This is a genomic window from Zoogloea dura (assembly GCF_012927165.1).
Classification (GTDB): Bacteria; Pseudomonadota; Gammaproteobacteria; order Burkholderiales; family Rhodocyclaceae; genus Zoogloea; species Zoogloea dura.
The window spans coordinates 209,605-228,161 of record NZ_JABBGA010000007.1 but is presented as its reverse complement, the minus strand read 5'-3'; the positions used below and the strand labels follow the sequence as shown (position 1 = coordinate 228,161).

At 64.7% G+C, this 18,557-nt stretch carries 7 protein-coding genes; 1 reads left to right on the top strand and 6 read right to left on the bottom strand.

The genetic code is table 11. The features are described from left to right. Positions 1-112: 112 nt before the first annotated feature. The 4 genes from HHL15_RS11320 to HHL15_RS11305 form a co-directional block, all read right to left on the bottom strand. Complete coding sequence (locus tag HHL15_RS11320; RefSeq protein ID WP_169145868.1) at positions 113-3,088, bottom strand: KAP family NTPase; 2,976 nt, start codon at positions 3,086-3,088, stop codon at positions 113-115. 1,527 nt (positions 3,089-4,615) lie between these two features. Beyond that, a complete protein-coding gene (locus tag HHL15_RS11315) occupies positions 4,616-6,364 on the bottom strand; it encodes an arylsulfatase (RefSeq protein ID WP_169145867.1) in 1,749 nt (582 codons plus the stop codon). Between the two features lie 110 nt (positions 6,365-6,474). Then, complete coding sequence (gene uvrA, locus HHL15_RS11310; RefSeq protein WP_169145866.1) at positions 6,475-11,985, bottom strand: excinuclease ABC subunit UvrA; 5,511 nt, start codon at positions 11,983-11,985, stop codon at positions 6,475-6,477. Positions 11,986-12,088: 103 nt separating this feature from the next. After that, positions 12,089-14,047: a DUF1631 family protein gene (locus HHL15_RS11305; protein WP_169145865.1), complete on the bottom strand. Its 1,959-nt coding sequence runs from the start codon at positions 14,045-14,047 to the stop codon at positions 12,089-12,091. 374 nt (positions 14,048-14,421) lie between these two features. Between HHL15_RS11305 and HHL15_RS11300 the strand changes: the two genes are divergently transcribed. Next, positions 14,422-15,279 (top strand): HDOD domain-containing protein, encoded by an 858-nt coding sequence (locus HHL15_RS11300; RefSeq protein ID WP_169145864.1) that lies wholly within the window; start codon positions 14,422-14,424, stop codon positions 15,277-15,279. Between the two features lie 91 nt (positions 15,280-15,370). Here the strand turns inward: HHL15_RS11300 and HHL15_RS11295 are convergent, their stop codons facing one another. Both HHL15_RS11295 and HHL15_RS11290 read right to left on the bottom strand, forming a co-directional pair. After that, positions 15,371-17,899 (bottom strand): DNA topoisomerase III, encoded by a 2,529-nt coding sequence (locus HHL15_RS11295; RefSeq protein WP_169145863.1) that lies wholly within the window; start codon positions 17,897-17,899, stop codon positions 15,371-15,373. 161 nt (positions 17,900-18,060) lie between these two features. Then, positions 18,061-18,540 (bottom strand): DUF494 family protein, encoded by a 480-nt coding sequence (locus tag HHL15_RS11290; RefSeq protein ID WP_169145862.1) that lies wholly within the window; start codon positions 18,538-18,540, stop codon positions 18,061-18,063. Between the last annotated feature and the right edge of the window lie 17 nt (positions 18,541-18,557).

The following is an 18,557-nucleotide window of genomic DNA, read 5'->3' as shown; positions in this document are numbered from 1 at the left end:
GTATGCAGCGTCAAGATCGGCGGTTTGGGCCATAACTGCGCCGGGCTCAGCGCCGAGTCAGCCTTGAAGCACTATCTCCGACTGATAGGACTGAGCTCTCCGAGGATCATACTCAGCCGTCTGAATCAGGCGTAGCGGAAGCCACCTCTTCAGCTAGTTCGTCGAGCACGGCAAACACGCCAGCAAGGTCGTCGTGATAGGAAGCCGTGTAGCCAGGCATAAACACGCATCGCCCACCGTCTTGGAGTCCAAGCCCCCGTATGTAGTCGCGATGTTGCAGCCAGTACATACCCATCGCTTTCGGGTCTAGTCCACCAGGTAACTCTGTCTTGGTCGCAACGAAGCCGCCCTCATCTCGACCTGTATGGAACGGGCTACTCAAATGAGATAGGCAGTGATCGAGGAATCGGAGCACATTATCGTCATCGATCTGCGGATTGAAGCAAAAGCCGAAGACATAGTCGTTCATCTGCTTCGATATCCCGCCGAGGTCCTCAGTCCCGACTTCATCGTAGTGGCCGCAACCGACGCCTGCGCCATTCGGAGCGAGCGCATTGCTGAGCTGATAGATCACGAACGAAGCGGCGAAGGAGCGTGCAGCGGCGACTCGAAGTGACATCGTTGTGTCGCCGTGCTCGGATCCGGGGTCCCGCGAAGCCTGTTCATGAAGATGGACAAAGGCCTTGCCTAGGAGCGCGTCTACGGGAACTTCATACGCTTCTGTAATGAAGTTCCGTCCAGTGTCAATGTAGGAACGCTTGAAAAGTGCAAAAACGCGTTGAGAGAGCTTCCTCATCCCTAGTAACGCCAGTCGACTGACCGACCCGGACGTCGGAGCTGACATGTCCTGGTCGACGATGAGTGCTGTGTGTAGGTTGTACAACTGACCACCGCGATCCGCCGAGCACTGCAACCTGAACAACATGAGATCGTTCCAGCCCAGTACGCCACGGTCTGTGCTGGTAAGCCGCTCCAGCAGGCCTTTGCCAACGAAACCTTGCTCGCCAAAGATGCGCCGCGCGATCTCTATGACGTTTTCCGGACTGTTTGTCCGTCGTCGGCCAGCCGTACGCCCCCAGCCTGCGCGATCCAACAGCAGCAACAACGAGTAAATCGACCTCGGCCGCAGGCCCCGATCATCGTTGTCGAACGACGAATATCGAGGCACGTACTCGACGAGCGTTTCAATGGCGTCTTCGGCGGTCGCGCTAGTGAAGTCGTAGGCCTGACTGACCAGCACTCGCCAGAACTGGTCGTGCGCTTGCTCTGTTCGTTCCAACAAAAAGTCCGCCTCTACGAGTACCGAAGCAATGGATTGCCCCTTGCGAACTCGATCCACAGCTGTTTGGTAGAGAACAAAGGTCTCTTGCGGCTCCGGCGTTGCAAATCGCACGATGAGCTTCAAGTAGTTCTCCAGGTTTCTGGTGCCGCCCTTGTTGAAACACGCACGAGACCGAAGGACCGACTCTTCAACGTTGCGCCCGTCGCCTAGCTCTAATATCCCCACATCAAACAACTCTTCTAGCAAGAACTTGGCAGCTCCTTGGTGCTCTTCCTTAACCTGTGCAAAGCCTTTGGCGTTCTTGAACCCCGGATCGTCGTACTCCAGCTTAACTGAGAAAATACCACTGCGCCCCTCTGTCTCCTCGGCGTATATGCGCCTGAACAACCCTGGATAGTTCAAATGCAGCAGCATCAGGTTAATTAGGTCACGCTTGTCGAAGTCGGTACGCCCCAGGTTCGTCTTCTCAATCTGCATGAGAAGAATCGCATTGATGAAGCGCTTGACCTTGCGCAGATCGCCGACCAAAGGCAGGTACTTTGCCGCAGAGTCGCCATCCAGAATATTCGCAAGCTCATTGAGAACGGCACCAAGCTTGACCATCGTGTCTGACGGCACTGAGCCGAGCTGACTTTCGGCGCGTCCCCAGTCACGCCGCAGAAAATTGCGGATACTGGAACTATCCACGAACAAGCTCAGTTTGACTGTCACAAACTTCTCAAGGAATTCACGCGCTCTGGATCCTTCCTCCTTGCCGCCGGCCAGTACCTCAGTGTCATAGCAAAGGACGTAGGTCGCTTGCGACAACTTGAATGTGCGCCGAGTTGCGAACAGGACGTTGTTGACGGTCTTTGCGTCCAAACGATCTAAGTCGTCGATGACAACAATCACTCGTCGACCAATGCGACGAAGGACCTCATCAATGTCATCAAGCAGTTCATCAACAGTTTCCTGCGATGGCTCCAGGGAAAGCTTGAAACCTAGGAACGAAACGTCCGCCTTCCCCTTGATGAGTCGAGAGTATCGGGAGGCTGCTGGACGGAACTCCGGTGCAAAGACCTTGCTCTGAATCGCAGCAGACAGGTCGCGAATCAAGCGATCGGCAAGATCTGGCTCCGACGCATATCGCAGGGGCTCAAACCGACAAACGATCACCTTGTCCGCAGCTCGTTCCCAGTAGCGCTCGGCAAGATTAATGAAGCTGGTCTTACCCACACCCCACGGGCCATCGACACCGAATACCAATCCCGAATGCGCACCGCTTGCGAGGACTGTCTCTGCGAACGACTTTGCTTGGGTCTCATTCGAAAGCAGATCGTCGTTCTCGCGTCCGATCTCTTCGTCCGCAAGGAAATGGAGTTGCGAAGGAGTCTGCCGCCTCCTAGGCCAATGCCGCTGGACGAGCGGGGACAAAAGCGCAGTGCAGAACAGCAGAAGAGCAACTGGCGCCCAATACGGGTCCGACGCTTTTAATGCTGCATGGAACTTAGAAAACCAAGGCATGGCCAACTCGTTTGACCACGCTCCCAAGCACATTGCGATGAGTAGGTCGAGACGAAGGCTTCGCCCCATTTGTACAGCAGAAATATGCGCACCACGATTGACGGCGTATACCACACAAATCGCCAGCCCGATGAGAACCAGTATGCCCCTTGCACAAAGGGAAAAGTCGGCTATCGCAGGAGCAAACGCAGTTCCTAGGTAGTAAGCTGCCCTGCAAACTTCTGCGGCTACAAAGCCCACAACGAACATCTTGGTAAAGACCAGAAGTTCCGGCATCTTCATCGTGTGCTTGGTAGCCGCCATTCACCATTCCTCCTTGTAAAGTGTGAGCGTCGCATGTTTGTGGCGATTAGTGGGGCGTGCTGGTTCGCTTCTGCCCCTGCGCTGCCCGGAAGATTATCTGCGGGCCGACGCAGACTTGCCAGGTGACGCAATCCTACAGCGCGAAGACGCCCGTCAAAATGACGTCGAACGCTTTGCTCCAAAGCCGGGAGTTCTCGCACGCAGTGCGCGCGATATATGGAAAAGCGTGGGTGTCGGACGTAGAGGAATATCGGAGATGCGCTTTACGTGTTGCCGCTCCCCATCCTCAACGGTAATTCAGACTGTTTCTTTCAGGCGTTCTGGGCGGCGGTTCGATTCATTGGTCAAAACGCCGAGGTAGCTGAAGTCGCCCGCTACGACCCCGAAGCCACTGACCGCTCGCACCTTTACCTTCCGTCGACTACCGGAGTCACCAAGGGCTGCAGGCTGATGCTGCTCAGGTCGTAGGTTGTCATACTGCGTCTGTGCCTTTACTGGCCGGTTTTCCCCGTATTCCACGTTGGATTGGCCGGGAGTTCGCCCCGGCGGGCGACCTCCTTTCTTGCTTCGCCAAGAAAGGAGGCAAAGAAGGCGACCCGCCTCCCCGGTCATTCGCTTGCGCGAATGACTCCCCTGCGCTGCTCACGCCAGGCGGCCGGCGCGGAACTCGCCCTGCGGGCTCAAACAGCCGCGCCGGACTTCCCCGCCTGCCGTTCCGCTGCTCGGCGGGTCGGAACGGGCTTTTCGCAAACACCGAGCCTTTGCTGAAGTAGTTGTTGATGATCAACGCAAAGCAAAACCCCAGCGTCTCGCACCCACCGAGCTTTCCGTAGAGGCTCGGTGTTTGCTGAAAGCCCGTTCTGACCCGCCGAGCAGCGCAGCAGCGGGCGGGGAAGTCCGGCGCGGCTGTCTGAGGAGGCGTAGCCGACGAGTTCCGCGCCGGCCGCCCGATGCGAGCAGCGCAGGGGAGTCGTCCGCTACGCGGACGACCGGGGAAGCCGGGTCGCCTTTCTTTCCCCCTTTCTTTGGCGACGCAAAGAAAGGGGTCGCCCGCCGGGGCGAAATCCCGGCCAATCCAAGGCGGAACAACGGAAAGCCGACCAGACAAAGGCCTCGAACACAGAAATCCGGACAAGCCCAAGTCCGTCCTTGGCCGAATTTCCATCCCCTCCAGCAAAACTCGATCACGCCACCGCAGAACTCAGTTCACGAACCTGTTAACTGAGTTAACGCATCGCGGATGTCAGTTCACAGCTTCGTTAACTCAGTTAACGAAGCCCGGATGTCACTTCACAAGTTCGTTAACTCAGTTAACGCACTGCAGATGTCAGTTAACGACTTCGTTAACTGAGTTAACGCTCCGCGGATTTGAGTTAACGGACGGCGTAACTCACATCCGCGCCCCCGGATGTCAAATCCGCGGTCGCTTGACTGAGTAAACCGGGTGCAGAAACGAGATCAGGCCCCCGTGGAGCCTGATCTCGCAGGGGAGCACAGCGCCCCCCGCCTGCTGAAACGAAGCAAACCTCAGCGTACTTCGCGCGGCTGCATCTTTACTTCGATGGACAGGTCGTCGTAGTACTTGCCGCCGTTGCTGTAGCCGGGCCGGTTGGCCAGGTTGTCGATTTCCAGGGTGCCGGTCTCGGCGACGTACTGTTTCCAGTCGGCCAGCAGTTCCTTGAGCTTGGCCGGTTGGGCGGTGGCGAGGTTGCGGCTCTCGGTGCGGTCCTTGGTGATGTTGTAGAGCTCCCAGCTGCCTTCGCCCCAGGGCGTGTTGGCGTAGACGATCTTCCAGTCGCCCTTGCGCAAGGCCTTGCGGCCGCCCAGTTCCCAGCCCACCACGTCGTTCTTGCCGCGCACGCCGGGCGCCTTGCCTTGCAGGTAGGGCAGCATGGACTTGCCCCGCAGGGGCAGCACTTCACGGCCCTGGTATTGGGTGCCCGGGTGGTTCACGCCGGCGATCTGGTAGATGGTGGGGGCTACGTCCATCACGTGGGCAAACTCACGCTTGATGGTGCCGCCTCCGATGCCCGGCCCCCAGGCAATGGCGGGCACCGAGATGCCACCCTCGTACATGAAGGACTTGTAGAGCTTGAAGGGTGTCGACCCCACCTGCGCCCAGCCCGGCCCGTACTCGATGAAGGAGCCCCGCTTGCCGATGTTGGCGGTGCTGTTGTCCATGTCCTTGTGGATCCACTCGCGGGTGCGGCCCACGTCGTACACCGAGTTGCCGTCGGCGCCGTTGTCGGACATGAAGAAGACGAAGGTATTGTCCAGCTCGCCCTTTTGCTTGATGTAGTCGAGCACACGGCCGATCTGGCGGTCCATGTTGTCGATCATGGCAGCGTAAACCGTCATGCGGCGGGCTTCGGAGGCCTTTTGCTCGGGCGTCAGGCTGTCCCAGCGGGGCCAATGGGGGTGGCCTTCGTACACAGGCGTGTCGGCGGGGACGAGGCCGAGCTTCTTCATGCGCTCGAGGCGTTCCTTGCGCAGCCTGTCGTAGCCTTCCTTGTAGCGGCCTTCGTATTTGGCGATGTCTTCGTCGGGTGCGTGCAGCGGCCAGTGGGGCGCGGTGAAGGCCAGGTAGGCAAAGAAGGGCTTGCCGGTGTCTTCGCCGTTCTTCATGTACTCCAGCAGCTTGTCGGTGAAGGCCACCGACGAGTAGAAGCCGTCACGGGGGATGTCGATGGCCTTGCCGTTCTCCCGATACACCGCCTTGGGCGGCTTGTCCGGGTCCAGGGCGACGATACCGCTCTGGTCGCCCCAGTGACTGGCGCCCCCCATCACCATGGCGTAGGACTGCTCGAAGCCACGGGTGGCCGGGCTGAACTGTTCGGGCACACCGAGGTGCCACTTGCCGGCCATGAGGGTGCGATAGCCGCCATCCTTGAGGATCTGGGCCATCGGCACGACGCGGTCGTTGAGGTAGCCCTCGTAACCGGGCTTGCCCTTCTGTTCGGCGGTGATCAGCTCGGCCATGTCGCCAAAACCGACCAGGTGATTGTCCGAGCCGGACATCAACATGGCCCGGGTGGGCGAGCAGAAGGGTGCGGCGTAGAAACTGGTCATGCGCACCCCGGTGCGGGCCAGCGCGTCCAGGTTGGGCGTGGATATCTCGGCGCCGAAGCTGCCCAGGTCGGTGTAGCCCAGATCATCGGCGACGATCAACAGGATGTTGGGGCGCTTGGCTGGAGCGCTGTCGGGCTTGGCAGCAGGTGCGGCGAGCGCCAGGGCAGGCGCCCACAGGGTGGCAAGCAGCAAGGGCAGGGTTTTCATGGTGTCTCCTCGGGATTCTTGTGTGGCCGGCGCACAAAACCGGCTTACACATTCTTGGATAAATCTCGAGATTGCGCAGATCTCTATCCACGCGTTCCACCACGCGAAACTTAGGCCCTCCTTGCCACCATGAACTCGCCGAGGATCCGCCCGGTGTGGGAGCGGGCCACCTGCACCACGCTTTCCGGCGGGCCTTCGGCGACGATCTCGCCGCCGCCGTCGCCACCCTCGGGCCCCAGGTCGATGAGCCAGTCGGCTTCGGCCATCAGGTCGAGGTCGTGCTCGATGACCAGCACCGTGTGGCCGGCGTCGGCCAGGCGGTGGAGCACGTGGATGAGCTTTTCCACGTCGGCCATGTGCAGGCCGACGGTGGGTTCATCGAGCACGTAGAGGGTGTGCTTCTCGGGCGGCAGGGGGCGGCCGGGGCCGGCGGCGGATTCACCGGCGCGGCCACGCACCTTGGCCAGCTCGGAGACCAGCTTGATGCGCTGGGCCTCGCCGCCACTCAAGGTGGGGCTGGGCTGGCCGAGGGTCAGGTAGCCCAGGCCCACGTCCTGCAGCAGGCGCAGCGGGTGGGCGATGGAGGGATGGGCGGCGAAGAAATCCACGGCCTCCTCCACCGCCATGCCCAACACCTCGGCGACGCTCTTGCCCTTCCAGTGCACGGTCAGGGTTTCGGGGTTGAAGCGGGCGCCGCCGCAGGCCTCGCAGGGCATCTTCACGTCGGGCAGGAAGTTCATCTCGATGGTGATCTGGCCCTGGCCCTCGCACACCGGGCAGCGGCCGGCCCCGGTGTTGAAGGAGAAGCGCGAGGCCGTCCAGCCGCGCATCCTGGCCTCGGTGGTCTCGGCGAACATCTTGCGGATGGCGTCCCAGAAGCCGATGTAGGTGGCCGGGCAGGAGCGCGGCGTCTTGCCGATGGGGGTCTGGTCCACCTCGAGCAGGCGGCCGATCAGCTCGCGGCCTTCCAGCCCGGCGCAGCCCACCGGTGCGCCGGCGGCCAGGCTGGCGTGCAGCACGTCGCGGGCGAAGGTGGACTTGCCGGAGCCGGATACGCCGGTCACCACCGTAAGGCGGCCAAGGGGCACGCGGGCGGAGACGCCCTTGAGGTTGTGCAGGGTGGCGTTGCGGACGTGCAGCGCCGGGTGATCGGCCTCCACCGCCCGGCGCGGGCCCAGCGGGTGCACCAGGGGGTGGTTGAAGCAGCGCCCGGTGGCCGAATCCGGCGCCGCCATCAGGTCGGCCAGGCTGCCCTGGGCGATGATCTGCCCGCCGCGCACGCCTGCGCCGGGGCCGATGTCGATGACGTGGTCGGCGCGGCGGATGGTGTCCTCGTCGTGTTCCACCACCAGCAGGGTGTTGCCCCGCCCGCGCAGGGCTTCCAGGGTGTCGAGCAGCAGCTGGTTGTCGCGCGGGTGCAGGCCGATGGTCGGCTCGTCGAGGATGTAGCACACGCCGGTGAGGTTGGAGCCAAGCTGGGCGGCCAGGCGGATGCGCTGGGCCTCGCCGCCCGACAGGGTGGGCGCGGCCCGGTCGAGGGCCAGGTAGCCGAGGCCGACCTTCTGCAGGAAGTCCAGGCGGCCACGGATCTCGGACACCAGGTCGCGGCCGATCTCGGCTTCGCGGCGGGCCAGCTGCAGCGCCTCGAAGAAACCCGAGGCCTTGCCCACCGCCAGGGACGACAGCTCGTGCAGGCCCAGGTCGCGGAAGCGCACGGCCCGTGCCACCGGGTTGAGGCGGGCACCGTGGCAGCTCGGGCAGGCTTCTTCGCTGTCGGTCTCCAGCTCGCCCAGGTCCAGATCGTCGGGGTTGTCCACCTTGCCGGCGATGCGGATGCCGGTGCCGTAGCAGTCGGGGCACCAGCCGTGCTTGGCGTTGTAGGAGAACAGGCGCGGGTCGGGCTCGGGGAAGCTGGTGCCGCAGTCCGGGCAGGCGCGCAGGGTGGACAAGGTGATGAGCGGAGCGCCGGGCTGGCCGAGGGGCAGCACCTTGAGCACGCCCTTGCCGTGCTCGAGGGCGGCCTCGACGTATTCGCGCAGCAGGGCCTCGGTGTCGGGCCCGATCTTGACCATGCCCAGCGGCAGCTCGATGTTGTGTTCCTTGTAGCGGTCGAGGCGCGGCCACTTCTTCGTCGGCAGGTAGTCGCCGTCGACGCGCAGCTGGTCGAAGCCCTTGCCCCGCGCCCACTTGGCCAGGTCGGTGTACAAGCCCTTGCGGTTCACCACCAGGGGCGCCAGCAGCTCCACCGACTGCCCCGCGCAGTCGCGCTGGATCTGGGCGACGATGGCCTCGAAGCTCTGCGGCGTGACCGGCACGTCGCAGTCGGGGCAGTACTGGGTGCCCAGCTTGACGTAGAGCAGGCGCAGGAAGGGCTGGATCTCGGTGAGGGTGCCCACCGTGCTCTTGCGCCCGCCGCGGCTGACCCGCTGCTCGATGGCCACCGTGGGCGGGATGCCGAAGATCGCATCCACCTCGGGGCGCGCCGAGGGCTGGGCAAACTGGCGGGCGTAGGCGTTGAGGGATTCCAGGTAGCGCCGCTGGCCCTCGCCGAAGACGATGTCGAAGGCCAGGGTGGACTTGCCCGAGCCGGACAGGCCGGTGATCACGGTGAACTTGTCGCGCGGGATGTCCAGGCTGATGTTCTTGAGGTTGTGATGGCGGGCATGGCGGATGGTGATGGCCTTCTGCGCCACGGCCCGGTAGCGCGGCGCCGGCTCGGCGACCCGCGGCGCGGCCTGCATGGCCGACAACTGGGCGGCGTAGTCGGCCAGGGCCTTGCCGGTGTGGGAGGCCGGCGTGGCGATGAGCGCGGCCGGCGTGCCTTCGGCAACGATCATCCCACCGCCGCTGCCGCCCTCGGGGCCGAGGTCCACCAGCCAGTCGGCGGCGGCGATCACGTCCAGATTGTGCTCGATGACCACCAGGGAATGGCCGGCATCCAGCAGCTTCTCGAAGGCCGACAGGAGCCGCGCCACGTCCTCGAAGTGGAGGCCAGTGGTGGGCTCGTCGAACAGGAAGAGCAGGCCGGGCCCGGTCTCCCCGTCGCCGGCCTTGCGCTTCTTGCCGGCGAGCTGGGCCGCCTCGGCCAGGTAGCCGGCCAGCTTGAGGCGCTGGGCCTCGCCGCCGGACAGGGTGGGCACCGGCTGGCCAAGGCGCAGGTATTCCAGGCCCACGTCGGCCAGGGGCGCCAGGGCGGCGAGCACGGCTTTTTGGTCGGCGAAGAAGGCCAGGGCCTCGGAGACGGTCATCTCCAGCACGTCGGCAACGCTCCGGCCGCGCCAGTTGAGGGCCAGGATCTCCGGGCGGTAGCGTTTGCCGTCGCAGTCGGGGCAGCGCAGGTAGACGTCCGACAGAAACTGCATCTCCACGTGCTCGAAGCCGGAGCCGGTGCAGGTGGGGCAGCGCCCGGTGCCCGAGTTGAAGCTGAAGGTGCCGGGCGTGTAGCCGCGGTCCTTGGCCTCGTCGAGGTTGGCGTAGAGCTTGCGGATGGCGTCCCAGGCGCCGACGTAGCTCACCGGGTTGGAGCGGGCGCTCTTGCCGATGGGGGACTGGTCCACCATCACCACGCCCTTCAGCGCCTCAACGCCCACCAGGCTGTCGAAGGCACCGGGCGGCTCGGCGGCCTGGCCGAAGTGCTTGGCCAGGGCCGGGTAGAGCACGTCCTGTATCAGGGTGGACTTGCCGGAGCCGGAGACGCCGGTGATGCCCACCAGGCAATGCAGGGGGATGCCCAGGTCCACCCCGCGCAGGTTGTGCTGGCGGGCGCCGCGCAGGCTCAGGCGCGGGGCGTCGGCCGACACCGGACGCAACACCCGGCGGGCATCCACGCGCTTGCGGCCGGCCAGGTAGGCGCCGGTGAGGGAGGCCGGGTCATTGGCGATCTGTGTCGGCGGGCCATAGGCGACGATCTCGCCACCCCGCTCGCCGGGGCCGGGGCCGATGTCGAGCAGGCGGTCGGCGGCCAGCATGAGCTGCGGGTCGTGCTCCACCACCACCAGGGAGTTGCCGGCATCGCGCAGACGCTCCATGACCCCCAGGATGCGGTTGATGTCCCGCGGATGCAGGCCGATGGAGGGTTCGTCGAGCACGAACAGGGTATTCACCAACGAGGTGCCGAGGGCGGTGGTGAGGTTGATGCGCTGCACTTCGCCGCCGGACAGGGTGCGCGACTGGCGATCGAGGGTCAGGTAGCCGAGCCCCACTTCCTGCAGGTAGCGCAGGCGGCCGCGGATCTCGCCAAGGAGCAGTTCGGTGGCCTCGTCCAGCGGTGCGGGCAGTTCCAGGCCGGCCACGAAGGGCACGATCTCGTCGATCGGCAGGGCCATCAGCTGATGGATGGCGAGGCTGCCCGCCGCCGACGGCAGGCGCCACAGCAGGGCATCGGGCTTGAGGCGGGCGCCGTGGCAGGCGGGGCATTCGGTGTAGCTACGGTAGCGCGACAGCAGCACCCGGATGTGCATCTTGTAGGCCTTGCTCTCCAGCCATTCGAAGAAGTGGCGCACGCCGTACCAGTAGCGCGGCCAGGAGCTGTCCCAGTTCTTCCACTTCTCGTCGCCCTCCAGCAGCCACTGGCGGTGCTCCGGCGGCAGGTCGCGGAAGGGGATGTCCATGGCCACGCCGTGCTTCTTGGCCATCTTGGCCAGGTCGTCCTGGCATTCCTTGAAGCTGGGGCTCTGCCAGGGCTTGACCGCCCCCTCTTCGAGGGTCTTGGACTCGTCCGGGATGACCAGCGAGAAGTCCACCCCGATCACCCGCCCGAAGCCGCGGCAGGTGTCGCAGGCGCCGATCGGCGAGTTGAAGGAGAACAGGCTGGGTGTGGGGTCGGAATAGGCGATGTCGCAGTCGGCGCAGTGCAGGCCGGTGCTGAACTTCCAGCGCTGCTCGCCGCCGTCGTCCAGGGCGTGCACGCTGAGGCGGCCCTGGCCGGTGCGCAGGCCGGTCTCGAGGGCTTCCATGACCCGGGCGTGCTCGGCATTGCCGAGGCGGAAGCGGTCCTGCACCACGTGCAGCACCTGGCCTTCGCGGGCATGGATGCGGGTGTAGCCCTGCTGGGCCAGCAGGCCGGTGATCTCTTCGTCGCTGAAGTTGGCCGGCACCGTGACCGGGAAGCTCACCACCAGGCGCGGGTCGCCGGCCGCCGCGGCGCGGGCGGCGAGATCGTCGAAGATGCTGGCCGGCGTGTCGCGGCTCACCGGCTTGCCGCAGCAGCGGCAGTGCAGGCCGGCAGCCCTGGCGTAGAGCAGCTTGAAGTGGTCGGCCAGCTCGGTCATCGTCCCGACCGTGGAGCGGGAGGTGCGCACCGGGTTGGTCTGGTCGATGGCGATGGCCGGCGGCACGCCTTCGATGCGGTCCACCTGGGGCTTGTCCATGCGGTCCAGGAACTGCCGCGCGTAGGGCGAGAAGGTCTCGACGTAGCGGCGCTGGCCCTCGGCATACAGGGTGTCGAAGACCAGGGAGCTCTTGCCCGAACCGGAGACCCCCGTCACCACCACCAGTTCGTTGTGGGGGATGTCGAGGGACAGGTTCTTCAGGTTGTTCTGGCGGGCACCGCGGATGCGGATGGCTTCGGCGGCGGCCGGCGAGTGGTCATGGTCGGCGCTGCAGGCGGGATCGGAACACATGGCGATAGGTGAATGAAAACACAGTACGCATTGTAGTGTCTTCCACCCTTCCGTCGCCGCCCCTTAACCTCCATTAGCGCCCATTTGCGGCAACCCCGAAGGCTCAGGGGTTGATCACCCGGTCGATGGCGGCCTCGTCCACCAGGGAGCAAGGCTGCACGCAGCGGGCCTCGGACAGGTAGGCCAGTGCCCGGGCGGTCACCGCCAGCACCAGGTGGCTGTCGCCGTCAGCGATCAGGATCAGGTGCTGCTGCGGCCCGAGCAGGGCGACAAAGCCGCGCATCACGCTGCCACTGGGCAGGCTGATGGCAACCGGGTCGCCGACCTCGACATCCTCCCACTCGGGTAGCAGGGATTGCTCGCCGATGAAATACTGCTTGTGCTTGAGCACCCACAGATTCTGCACGTCAGCCACCGGCGTGAGAGCCGGCACGGCGACCGGCCGGCGCATCGGCGGCGGCAGGGGATGGCCGGCGATCAGCGCCGCCAGCAGGCTGCGGACCATGGTGAGGCCCTCCACCACCTTCTCGTCGCTCAAGCCGATCCAGCGCAGGCCGTCCTCCAGGCCGGCCATCAGCGCCCGCATCTGGGCCTGCAACTCGGCCCGGGCAGCCGCGTCCGGGTGGGCCCGGGTAGTGCTCAGCAGGCGGTTGGCCATCTGCACCCGGGCCGCCCAGCGCGGGCTCTCGGTGCCGTAGCGGTAGGCTGCCTTGGCCAGCACATGGACCCAGTAGCCCTCCACGAAATCGCGGGCGGCGGCGCTGTCATCCGGACTCAGCATCAGGTGGATGGCGCGGCTCGCCTGATGCAGCGCCACCTCGCGACGCTCCAGGCGCCCCGCCTCGCCGGCCAGGGCGGCGGCACGTTCGAGGGCATGGCGGCGGCGCGCTTCGATCAGCCCCTCCGCATTGACGAGCGCCGCCTCGACATCCTTCTCGCCGATGCGCGGCGCCTTGGCGAGCTCCATGGCCAGGTGCAGCAGACCACGGCATACCGGCAATTCCGGCGAACAATCGGGTGCCAGGCTGCGGCCCAGGTTGCCGATCAGGTCAAGCAGGCGCAGGGCCGCATGGCGCGGTTCGGCCAGCAGGGTTTCGCTGCGCAAGGCCAGGCGCAGGAGCGGGATCCGCAACTGGGCGACAACCGCCTGGAGCGCTGCCGGCAGCACGTCCTTCCGGACTGCGTAGTCGCAGACCGCCTCGATGACCTCCACCGCAACCGCCCGGGCGGGTGACAACAGGGCGCCCAGCTCGCTGGTTCCCAGGGACTCCGGCATGCCTTCGCCAAAGCGCTGGCGCTCCCCGAGCCAGGCCTCGATGCGGTCGATCAGCACGGCGGCCAGCCCCGCATCCAGGTTGCTGCGCCCGCCCCGCATCTCCTGACGCCGCGCCATGACGGCCAGGCGCAGGGATTCGACTGGGTGGATCGGCAGGCTGCTGCGGGCCGCGGCGGAGTTGCTCCAGGCGGCCCCGTCGTTCTGGCGCGGCACCGCACGCACGCGCGCCGGCTCGCCCCCCGCCGTCGCGAGCCTTTGCTCCAGGGCACGGTAGAAGGCACACAGATGCCGCCCCAGGGCAGGCTCGAGAAGGGGGATCAGCTTGAGCCCCTCCGCCGGACTCAGGCCTTCCCTGTCCTTGAAGGCACGCAGCGCGCGGCACACAGCCTCCGTACCGAGGGGCAGTTCCTCCGGCGGAACGGCATCCACCCCGGCAAGGAGCGGCCGCATGCGGATGTTCAGCGCCGACAGCTCCCTTTCGCAAAAGGTGTGGAGACGCTGATCGAGATTCATCAGTTCGACGGAGTAATCGAGGTCCTCGTCGTGCACCAGGCTGATCCTCGAGGCAGTCAGCCCCCTGGCTGCTTCAAAGCCGGGACGCCCGCCACCGCAAAGCTCATCGAAACATTCGCCGGCGGCTTTCACGAAGGCCGTGCGCCAACCCGGATGATGGACGACCTCCTCGACGGCGGCACCCAGGGCTTCAAGGAAACCCTGCCGGCAATGGGCAATCAGGACGTTGGCGGGAGTGGCCGGCGACGGGCCGGCGGGCTTGAGCGACTGCATGGAAGGCTGAGAAAGTCAGAATGTCACAGATTGTGATACAGCAATCCTCAAAGAAAACACGGCATGGGAGTTGCTCCGTGATCTACGCCATGACGCGCCCCACGGCGAGCACCGAAGTGCAAAAATCTGTTGAAGATCCTCCAGATCTGGCCGTTAGACCCAGTTCGGCGCATTTCCTCAATGGACCTGCCGCGGGTTGCACGGCATCGCATTCATGCCCACCATGCCCGTGCCGAACTCAATTCCCCGGCCCGTGACATAGTGACGGCGGGGAGAGAGAATCGTCGGGCAAAACTCGCAGCCTTCCATAAAATGCCAAAATTGATTTTTTTGGCAAATTCAACATTTTGCCGCACACATTGTTGATCACGCTCATGAACACTGCCGTCGATACGCGCTCCCTGACTCACACCGAACTCGAAGAGGCCCTGGCATCCGTCCGGATCCCCGCCTATCCCGCGACCGTCGCCGAAGTCATGCGCGAGGCCCAGAAGGACGACCCCCAGGTCAAGGTTCTGGCCCGCATCATCTCGTCCGACGTGGGCATGTCGGCCCTCGCGGTCAAACTGGCCAATTCGCCCATGTTTGGCAACGGCGGTCCGGTGAAGAGCGTGCAGCAGGCGGTCAGCCGCCTGGGCACCAGCAATATCCTCAACGTGGTCATCGCGGTCGCCCTGCGCAACACCACCACCGGCCTGCCGGCCGATCTGATGGAGAAGTTCTGGGCACGCACTTCTACCCTGGCACTGGCCACCGGGGTGCTGGCGCGCCGCCACATCGGCATCTCGCCCGATGCGGCCTACACCTATGCCCTGTTCCATGACGCGGCGATCCCGGTGTTGATGCTCAATTTCCCGAAATATGCGGAAATCTGCGGTGAAGCCCTGGATGATCCGGAAAGCCTGATTCCGATCGAGCGCGAGCATTTCAACTGTGACCACGCGGTGGTGGGCTGGCTGCTCGCCCGCAGCTGGGGCCTGCCGCCCCTGATTGCCTCGGCCATCCGCTATCACCATGACCCCGAGGTCTACATCCTGCCGGAGAAGGAGTTGCCCTCCAGCGCCCTGGCCCTGATCGCCGTCACCGTGATCACCGAGCACGCGATTGCCGACCTGACGGGCAATGCCGCGCCAGTCGGCAGCAAGGTCTTTGAAGACGCCAGGATGTTCCTCGGCAGCTCGGACGCGGACATCGATGAGTTCCGCGAGATCATCGCCGCCGCCCTGGTCTGAGACCATGGCCTGAACCAGGCGGCTCACCCAACAAAAAGCCCGCCGGATCACGGCGGGCTTTTTGTTGGGCTTGGCTGGCAGGGTGCCCGGCCTATTCCTCGGCAACGACCTTCTTGCGGGCGGCGGGCTTTTTCGCCGCCGCGGGCGCCTTGGGCTCCTTCTTCTCGAACTCGAAGCCGACCTTGCCATCGTCACCCCTCACCAGGAAGGCCGAGAACTTGCGCTTGGTGCGGCTGGAGACAAAGCCCCTCAGCAATTCGGTACGCCCCGTATCGAGGAGCTTGTGCATCTGCTCGCGCTCGATGGGCTGCTGCAGGATGATCTTGCCGGAGCGGAAATCGCAGGACTTGTCCGGCCCCACCGATTTTTCGCAGACATAGGAAAGACCGTGCTCGTACACCTGGGCCTGGCACTTGGGGCACTGGCCAAGGGAGTCCTGCCCGGAGAAGTCCACCGCCTCGGCCGCCTCGTCCTCCTTGGGCTGGCCAAAGTCGAACTCGGGCTGCTGGTCGTCATTGAGACGGATCTCGGCGTTGAACAGCCGCCCCATCTTGTTGCGGAAACCCAGCAGCGGCCCGACCCGGCCGGTGGCCAGCAAGGTTTCGATCTCGGATATCTCGAACTGGCGGCCGGCAACGATCTTCCAGGCGCTCCAGTCGCAGGCCTGGCAGGCGAACTTCTTGTAGTTCTCCTTCACCAGGCCACCGCACTTCGGGCAAGGCGTCTGCAGGGTGGCGAAATCACCGGGCACGGTATCCGACTCGTAGCGCTTGGCGCGCTCGACGATGTCCCGCGTCATGGCCTGGATGTGCTCCATGAACTCGGCTCGGGACAAGGCCCCCCGCTCCATCTGGGCCAGCTTGTGCTCCCACTCGCCAGTGAGTTCGGGCGAGGTCAATTCGTTGGTGCCGAGGCCGCGCAGCAGGGTGATCAGGGAGAAAGCCTTGGCCGTCGGAATCAGCTCCTTGCCGTCGCGCAGCATGTAGGTTTCGCCGATCAGGTTCTCGATGATCTGGGCGCGGGTGGCCGGCGTACCGAGGCCACGTCCGGCCATGGCGGCGCGCAACTCCTCGTCGTCCACCATCTTGCCGGCGCCTTCCATGGCCGACAGCAGGGTGGCTTCGTTGTATCGCGCAGGCGGCTTGGTGACCAGTGACTTGAGCAGGATCTCGTCGGTGCTGACCTTCTCGCCCGGCGTCACGGCCACCAGCTGGGGCGTGCCGCCCTCTTCGTCGTCGGCCACGGCGGCAGCCTTGCCATACACGGCCAGCCAGCCCGGATTGACGAGGATCTTGCCCTCGGTCTTGAAGGCCTCGCCCTCGACCCGGGTGATGCGGGTGGTCACGCGATATTCGGCGGCCGGGTAGAACACGGCCAGGAAGCGTCGGGTGACCAGGTCGTAGATCTTGGCCTCAGCCTCGGACAGGCTCTTGGGCGCCGTGCCGGTGGGGATGATGGCGAAGTGGTCGGAGATCTTGGCGTTGTTGAAGATCCGCTTGTTGGGCTTGGCCCAGCCCTGCTTGACGATCTCGTTGGCAAAGGGGGCGTAGCTGTCCGGCAGACCGCTCAGGATGCCCTTCACCTGCCCCACGTAGTCCTCCGGCAGGGCGCGGGCATCGGTACGCGGATAGGTCAGGACTTTGTGCTTTTCATACAGCGCCTGAGCCAGCTGCAGCGTGGTCCGGGCCGAGAAGCCGAAACGGCCGTTGGCTTCCCGCTGCAGGGAGGTCAGGTCGAAGAGCAGCGGCGACAGCTGGGTGGAAGGCTTGGACTCCTCCTCGACGGTACCCGGCTTGCCCTCGCACTTGGCCTTGATGGCCTGTGCGCGTGCCTTGTCCCACAGCCGGAAGGCAGTGGCATGCTCGGCCAGCGGCGTGCCCTCCTCGGGCTTCCGGAAGCCTTCGTCGAACCAGCGACCGGCGTAGGCACCTGCGGCGCAGCCGAAGCTGGCCTCCAGCTCCCAGTAATCGGTGGGCTTGAAGGCGCGGATCTTTTCTTCACGCTCGACAACAAGCGCCAGGGTCGGTGTCTGCACACGCCCTACCGTGGTGAGGTGGAAGCCGCCGGTCTTGGAGTTGAAGGCGGTCATCGCCCGGGTGCCATTGATGCCGATCAGCCAGTCGCTCTCGGCCCGGCACACGGCGGCCTCGCGCAGGCCCTCGACGTCGGCGGCGGCACGCAGCTGTGCGAAACCGTCGCGGATGGCGCCGGCCGTCATGGACTGCAGCCACAGGCGCTGCACCGGCTTGCTGGTGCCGGCATGCTGCACGATGAAACTGAAGATCAGCTCGCCCTCGCGGCCCGCGTCACAGGCGTTGATCAGGCCGGTGACGTCCTTGCGCTTGATCAGGCGGGTGAGCAGCTTGAGCCGGTCTTCGGTCTTCTCGATGGGATTGAGCGCGAAATGCGGCGGTATCACCGGCAGGTGGGCAAACGACCACTTGCCGCGCTTGACCTCGAATTCAGCGGGCACTGCGAGCTCCAGCAGGTGACCCACCGCGGAAGAGAGCACGTAATGCTCGGATTCGAAATAATCCTTTTCCTTGGTGAAACCACCGAGGGATCGGGCGATGTCCGCCGCGACAGAAGGTTTTTCCGCGATGATCAGCTGCTTGCTCATGCCTGTAGGGTGCCTCGTGACGCCTTGCTGGAAAGATGTAAACACGCAGCTGCACGCCCCTTCGCGGGGCGCTCGGCAAACCGGTTTACTGGCGCTCGGGTTGTTGGGAGCTGCGGCGCATCATACGGAAGGCCGCGCCGGGCTTGCAAGCCGACGGCCATTCAATGCACCGGGTATGACTCCTGCCCCTCTTCCTCCTCAGCGGATTCATTGAGCAGTTCGTCGAGGATCAGGCCGTTGATGGGCCGGTCCTGCTGCCACAGCACCATCAACACGATGACCTTGAGGTTCTCCAGCTCAATCTCGGTCTCGCCGAGGGCCAGGGCCCGCTCGACGATCATTTCGCGACACTCGGAATCAAGGATGCCGCTGTTCTCGAGGAACAGCAGGAAGCCACGGCACTCGACACCCAGGCGGACCTGTTCGTCATCGGCATAGATACGCAGGGAACCGGCACGGGAGAACTGGGCCGGCCGCTCGCCGTCGGAAAGCTGGCGCAGGCCGGAGAGCCACTCGAGGGCTTCGGTGATCTCTTCTTCCTCGAAGCCAGCGGCCGTCAGCTTGCGGGCCAGTTGCGCGGGTTCAGGGCACGCGTCGGCGTGGACATAATTCTCGAACAGGTACACGAGGATATCGAACATGGCGCATGGGCCTGAGG